The sequence below is a fragment of the Eudoraea sp. genome, from assembly GCF_049665975.1.
Classification (GTDB): Bacteria; Bacteroidota; Bacteroidia; order Flavobacteriales; family Flavobacteriaceae; genus Eudoraea.
Window position 1 is genome coordinate 1 of sequence record NZ_JBATGR010000122.1, and the last position, 6,062, is coordinate 6,062.

Below are 6,062 nucleotides of genomic sequence, written 5' to 3' on the forward strand. Positions count from 1 at the left end.
GAATAAGCCATAGCCGTATTTATAATGAGATCAGCTTTTTCGAGGACGACGACAGTTACTTTAGAATCAGGAATTTTTTCTTCCGTGGTTAAACTGTCTTTTTCTGAGGCTGCAACAGTAACAGTCCGTTCCTTGCCATAAGTGGATTTCTTTTTAACAATACCACATCCGGTAAAGAGTATAACGATTAAAAAAACAAAAATCTTTCTATTCATCCCAGGATATAAATGATCTACCAGGAACTAAAATTAAGCATTTTCTATTATAAGTGCTGCAGCATTGTCACTTGCACCTTTGCCACCAAGCTTTTTTTCTAATGTTATATAGGCCTTTAATTGTGCTTCGCGCATTGGACCATCAAGTATTTTGATCAACTCTTGCTTCAGGTTTTCTGTAGTCAAATCTGACTGAATCAGTTCTTTTACCACTTCTTTTCCCATGATCAAATTAACTAAGGAAATGTAATCCAGAGTAATTATTCGTTTCGCAATCTGATAGGAAACCCAGTTGCCTTTGTAGCAGACAACCTGCGGGACTTTTAATAAAGCTGTTTCAAGGGTTGCTGTACCACTGGTCACCAGAGCGGCATGTGAATGGCTCAACAATTCGTAGGATCTGTTAAAAACAAGATTTACAGTATAATTTTTTAAGAATTCTGAATAGAAATCAATATCCAGACTCGGAGCTCCTGCTATTACAAATTGATAATCAGGAAACGAAGCTGTAATCTTTAACATAATGCCAAGCATTTGTTGAACCTCCTGCTTTCTACTACCGGGGAGGAGGGCAATAATTGGCTTATTGGGATCAAGCTTATATTCATTTCGAAAATCTTGCTCATTACCAATATCAATTTGCCCTATGGCATCAATTAGTGGATGCCCTACAAAACTTACGGGGTAATTGTGTTTTTTTTCATAGAACTCTTTTTCAAATGGCAGAATGACATACATTGCATCAATATCTCTTTTGATATTTTTGATCCGACTTTCCCTTGAAGCCCATATTTGAGGTGAAATGTAGTAATTAGTACGGTAGTTGTGTTCTTTGGCCCAGCTGGCAATTCTCAAATTAAAACCTGAATAATCAATAAAAATAATGACATCCGGATTATAAGTTTTAATATCTTCCTTGCAGTATTTAATATTTTTAAATATGGTATTTAAATTGGCTATTACCTCCAAAAACCCCATAAAAGCCATCTCTTTATAGTGCTTTACAAGAGTTCCACCGGCTTTTTCCATTTGATCGCCACCCCAACAGCGGATCCTGGCATTGGTGTCTTTAGCAAGAATTGCTTTAATAAGATTTGATCCATGCAGATCCCCGGAAGCTTCCCCGGCGATAATATAGTACTTCATTCTAGAAAATCTTATAATAGAGAATAATCAATGCAGTAAGTAAAGTGGCAACTAATACTCCCTTTGCCCTTTGATCTCTTCTTAATTTTAGAAAGCCAAAAAAGGCGATTAGATTTAAAATTGCGCCCAAAGCTAGTAAACTGCCAATATGCCCTTGTTTAACTGCTGCATCGAATGTTTCCATAACCCCAAAATCAGAAAACAGAATTATATACATAAGTGTTCCTATGATATTGGCAATAATTCCAACCGCGAAACCAATAACTATTTCTTTTTTATTATTCATTTAAAGACCAGTTGTTTATATCTTGTATGACGTGATGTGCTGTTAAATCAAACTGTGTGGGAACTACCGAGACATAGCCGTTACTTAAGGCCCATTCATCAGTGTCTTCTCCTTTATCTAATAATTCAAATTCACCTGTAAGCCAATAGTAATCTTTGCCCATTGGATTAGTTCGTTTATCAAACTTTTCCTTCCAGTTGGCTCTTGCCTGTCGGCATACTTTAATTCCTTTTATACCTTCATCATTTGTTTTAGGGATATTTACATTGAGAACAACTCCCTTAGGAATTCCATTATTTAATGCTTCTTCTACAATTTTTTTAACTGCTATTTCACAGGTTTTAAAATTTGCTTCCCATGAATAATCGCATAATGAAAACCCAATAGCGGGTATGCCTTCAATTCCTGCTTCGATTGCAGCACTCATGGTTCCTGAGTAGATAACATTTATAGAAGAATTAGAACCGTGATTTATACCACTAACACAGAGGTCTGGTTTTCTCCCAAGTATCTCCTGAAGTGCCAATTTTACACAATCGGCAGGCGTTCCGCTGCAGCTATACTCTTCGTGGCCTCCATTTTCAAAATCTATGGTAACCTTCTTAGAATAAAGTGTATTATCCAGTGTTATGGCATGTCCCATTCCTGATTGTGGACTATCTGGCGCTACAACTACCACTTCTCCAATTGTCTTCATATACCGAACCAATGCTCTTAAGCCCGGGGCCGTTATTCCATCGTCATTGGTAACCAGAATAAGGGGTTTTTGCATACTGCATACTTTCTACGGCAAAAATACGTTTTTAATATGTTATTATGGTGCGCCAGTGGAGGACCCGTTCAAAAACAATAGTTATGGCATGTTCTTGAATATAGTTTCTCAATACCTGAAAATAGGCACAACTGGTTGATTATTAAAGCTTGTTGGAAACAAATCCTTACGGTGTTTAACAAAAAATTAATGCTGCAGGCTTGCAAAGTGGCATGGTTTTTTCTTTATCTTAGGGAATTCATTGGCATTGCTATGTTTTTTATATTATTAAAGTTTGTGATTAAGTGGGTTAATTCGAGCCACAAATAAAAAAAAATACATGAAAAGAAACCTCATACTTGGATTTTTGGTGATACTTATTGCGGTGGCATCATGCAGTTTTACCAACAAGTCATTTGAAAATGATGATAAGGATAAATTACTTTTAGATCTTATTACATATATTCTGGAACGCGGGCACTATGAACCTAAAGAAATCAATGATGATTTCTCAGTTAGTGTTTTTGAAGATTTTATAGACGTAATTGACCCTACAAAAAGATACTTTCTGGAAGAAGATATTTTGGAATTTGAGAAATACAAATTTCAAATAGATGATCAGATAAGAAATACAGATATATCTTTCTTTAATATGGTTTATTCCAAATTCATGAAGCGAATGGAAAACGCCAAATCGGTTTATGCTGAGGTTTTAAGTGATCCTTTCGATTATTCAATTGAAGAATCTATTGATATTGATTACAAGGACCAGACATTTGCAGCAAGCAGAAATGAACTTAAAGAGCGATGGAGGAAACAATTAAAATACGCCACTATTGGGACTTATGATTCCAAATTTAAAGAGCAGGAACAAAAAAAGAAAGATGATTCAGATTACGAGAGTATCGCAGTTTCACAAATGGAATCAGAGGCCAGAGAATCTACTAAAAAGACACTGGATGAATATTTCGACTTTGTAGACGATCTTAAACGAGAAGATTGGTTTGTATACTATATCAATACAATAGTTGATGAATTTGACCCTCATACGTATTATTTCGCTCCGGAGGAGAAAGATAAATTTGACATTGGCATGTCTGGTAAATTTGAAGGGATTGGCGCAAGATTACAGAAGAAGCCAGAGGGCGCTAAGATTGTCGAAATCATTTCCGGTGGACCCGTGTGGAGAAATCAGCAACTGGAAGTTGGAGACGAAATTTTAAAAGTAGGCCAGGACGGTGAGTTACCGGTAAATATTGTTGGGATGCGTTTGGATGATGCTATCAAACTAATTAAAGGTCCAAAGGGTACGGTGGTTGATTTAACTGTTAGGAAAGTGGATGGCTCTGTCGAAGAAATTTCTATTACAAGAGATGTGGTTGAACTGGAAGAAAGTTATGCCAAATCTGCAACGGTTACTAAAGAAAATCAAAAATACGGGATTATTAACCTTCCTAAATTCTATGTGGATTTTAATGATTATGCCGAAAGAAATGCTGCTACTGATGTAGCCAAGGAAGTTGAGCTTTTAAAGCAGGAAGGTGCAGAAGGCCTTGTAATTGACCTTAGGGACAATGGAGGCGGATCTCTTAAAACAGTAGTGGAAATGGCTGGTCTTTTTATAAAAGATGGTCCTATAGTTCAGGTTAGGTCTTCCGGAAAAGATAAGGATGTATATGAGGATAAAGATGAACGAATTCAATGGGATGGTCCGCTTGTTATTTTAGTGAATGAACTTTCAGCTTCAGCTTCTGAAATATTGGCAGCTGCCATGCAAGATTATAAAAGAGCTGTAGTGATTGGAAGCAAGCAGACTTTTGGTAAGGGAACAGTACAAAATGTAATCCCTTTAGAAAATATTGTTAGAAGTAATGAGCACGGTGATCTGGGAGCTATAAAACTTACAACTCAAAAATTTTACAGGATAAATGGAGGATCAACACAGTTGGAAGGCGTTAAAAGTGATGTTGTTGTTCCAGATAGATACAGTTATATCGACCTGGGGGAAAGAGATCAGCGTAATCCTTTGAGCTGGGACAAAATATCCCCGGCAGATTACGAGCCTTGGGAAGGGTATATTGATTATGAATCAACTATTGAGAATAGTACCAAACGCATGTCTGCGAATTCACAAATTGCTTTAATTGAAGAAAACGCCAAATGGCTTAAGGAACAGCAGGATGAAAATGTAGTTTCTCTTAATTTTGATATCTACAAAAGAGAAGAGAAAAAGGATAAAGCAAAATCTACCTATTTCAAGACTATATCGGATTACGACTCGCATTTGACATTTGAATCTCTGAAATACGAAGAAGAACTTTTCACGAAAGATCCTGCATTAAGGGAAAAGCGCGACCGTTGGCATATTAATCTTGCAAAGGATGTCTATGTAGAAGAGGCAATAAATGTGCTTCAGGATTTAAAAATAAACAATATTAAAAACGGTAAATTAGCAAGTGTAAAAGGCTAGTAAATACTTGTTTACAGTTAAGAAAAGAGCTCCGGTAAAATAAAATTACCGGAGCTCTTTTTAGTTAATTTAAGCGCCACTATGGTCAGTAGAGAAATACTTAAATAGCATTTTTAAGTTTGTCTGCATGTATTTTTCTAAGCTTAGCCAATTTTGGAGTAATTACAAAATTACAATAACCCTGACTTTGGTTATTCCGATAATAATCCTGGTGATAGTCCTCAGCCTCATAAAATATTTTTAGCGGGCTTAATTCTGTAACCACCGGATCCTCATAATAGGAAGACAGTTCACTTAGCACCCCTTCTGCCACCTTTTTTTGATTTTCGTCATGGTAAAAAATGACGGAACGGTATTGTGTCCCAACATCTGCACCCTGCCTGTTTAGGGTCGTGGGGTCATGAGTAGTCATAAAAATCATTAATAAATCATGAAAAGAAATAATATCAGGATCAAAGCTTAGCTGTATTACCTCTGCATGACCAGTTAGTCCGGAGCATATTTCCTTATAAGTAGGCTTGCCTGGAGCATTCCCACCTGAATATCCTGAGACAACCTTTTCTACCCCTTTTACTTCTAATAAAACAGCTTCGGTACACCAAAAACAACCTCCGCCCAGAGTTGCCAATTCCAATTTTTTACTTTCCATCAACAACCTCCTTTTCAATTCTCATAGACTCAGAGTTAATACAATAGCGAAGTCCACTGGGTTCAGGGCCATCCGGAAATATATGCCCTAAATGTGCGTCGCAGGTATTGCAAAGCACTTCCACCCTAATCATTCCAAATGTGACATCCTTTTCATATTTTATGGCATTTTCTTCAATAGGTTGTGTAAAACTGGGCCATCCTGTTCCTGATTCAAATTTAATGGTGGAATCAAATAAAGGGGTGCCGCAGCATATACAGGAATATTTACCGGCATCATGTATGCTGCATAATGCTCCTGAATGAGGTGCTTCAGTTCCTTTTTTTCGGGCAATCCTAAATTGGTCCGGAGTAAGTATTTCACGCCATTCATTTTCTGTTTTTTCAACACGCCTGTCTGGTGCAGGATTTCCGTTTACCGTAAAGCTCATTATGTTTTTCCAAGTCAACATCATATTATATTTATAGTGAGTATTTCAAATTTAATTTTTCTAAAATTTTATAAATTCCCTGAAAGGGAAAATAAGTAATTTTTGTCGGATTTAT

Annotated in this window: 6 protein-coding genes and 1 pseudogene; 1 reads left to right on the forward strand and 6 read right to left on the reverse strand. The window is 36.6% G+C overall.

Translation table 11 applies throughout. The features are described from left to right. The 4 genes and pseudogenes from WBN20_RS04950 to surE all read right to left on the reverse strand — a co-directional run. Nucleotides 1-215: pseudogene (locus WBN20_RS04950) on the reverse strand (C40 family peptidase); the annotation flags it as partial. Between the two features lie 33 nt (nt 216-248). Further along, a complete protein-coding gene (lpxB, locus tag WBN20_RS04955; RefSeq protein WP_424280921.1) occupies nt 249-1,361 on the reverse strand; it encodes a lipid-A-disaccharide synthase in 1,113 nt (370 codons plus the stop codon). Between the two features lies 1 nt (nt 1,362). After that, the gene (locus WBN20_RS04960; protein WP_424271353.1) at nt 1,363-1,647 is read right to left on the reverse strand and encodes a hypothetical protein; all 285 of its coding nucleotides are present in this window, start codon (nt 1,645-1,647) and stop codon (nt 1,363-1,365) included. Next, nucleotides 1,640-2,419 carry a 5'/3'-nucleotidase SurE gene (surE, locus tag WBN20_RS04965; protein ID WP_424271352.1) on the reverse strand — a complete coding sequence of 260 codons (780 nt, stop codon included), beginning with the start codon at nt 2,417-2,419 and terminating at the stop codon, nt 1,640-1,642. Before surE ends, WBN20_RS04960 begins: the two co-directional genes overlap by 8 nt. A 319-nt stretch (nt 2,420-2,738) precedes the next feature. Between surE and WBN20_RS04970 the strand changes: the two genes are divergently transcribed. Further along, a complete protein-coding gene (locus WBN20_RS04970; protein ID WP_424280922.1) occupies nt 2,739-4,868 on the forward strand; it encodes a carboxy terminal-processing peptidase in 2,130 nt (709 codons plus the stop codon). Nucleotides 4,869-4,968: 100 nt separating this feature from the next. Here the strand turns inward: WBN20_RS04970 and msrA are convergent, their stop codons facing one another. Together msrA and msrB are read right to left on the reverse strand one after the other, a co-directional pair. Next, on the reverse strand, nt 4,969-5,517 hold the full coding sequence (gene msrA / locus WBN20_RS04975) for a peptide-methionine (S)-S-oxide reductase MsrA (protein ID WP_424280923.1): 549 nt from the start codon (nt 5,515-5,517) through the stop codon (nt 4,969-4,971). Next, nucleotides 5,507-5,968, reverse strand: coding sequence for a peptide-methionine (R)-S-oxide reductase MsrB (gene msrB, locus WBN20_RS04980; protein ID WP_424271354.1), 462 nt, complete (start codon nt 5,966-5,968; stop codon nt 5,507-5,509). The genes msrA and msrB overlap by 11 nt, the downstream gene beginning before the upstream one ends. Nucleotides 5,969-6,062 lie beyond the last annotated feature (94 nt).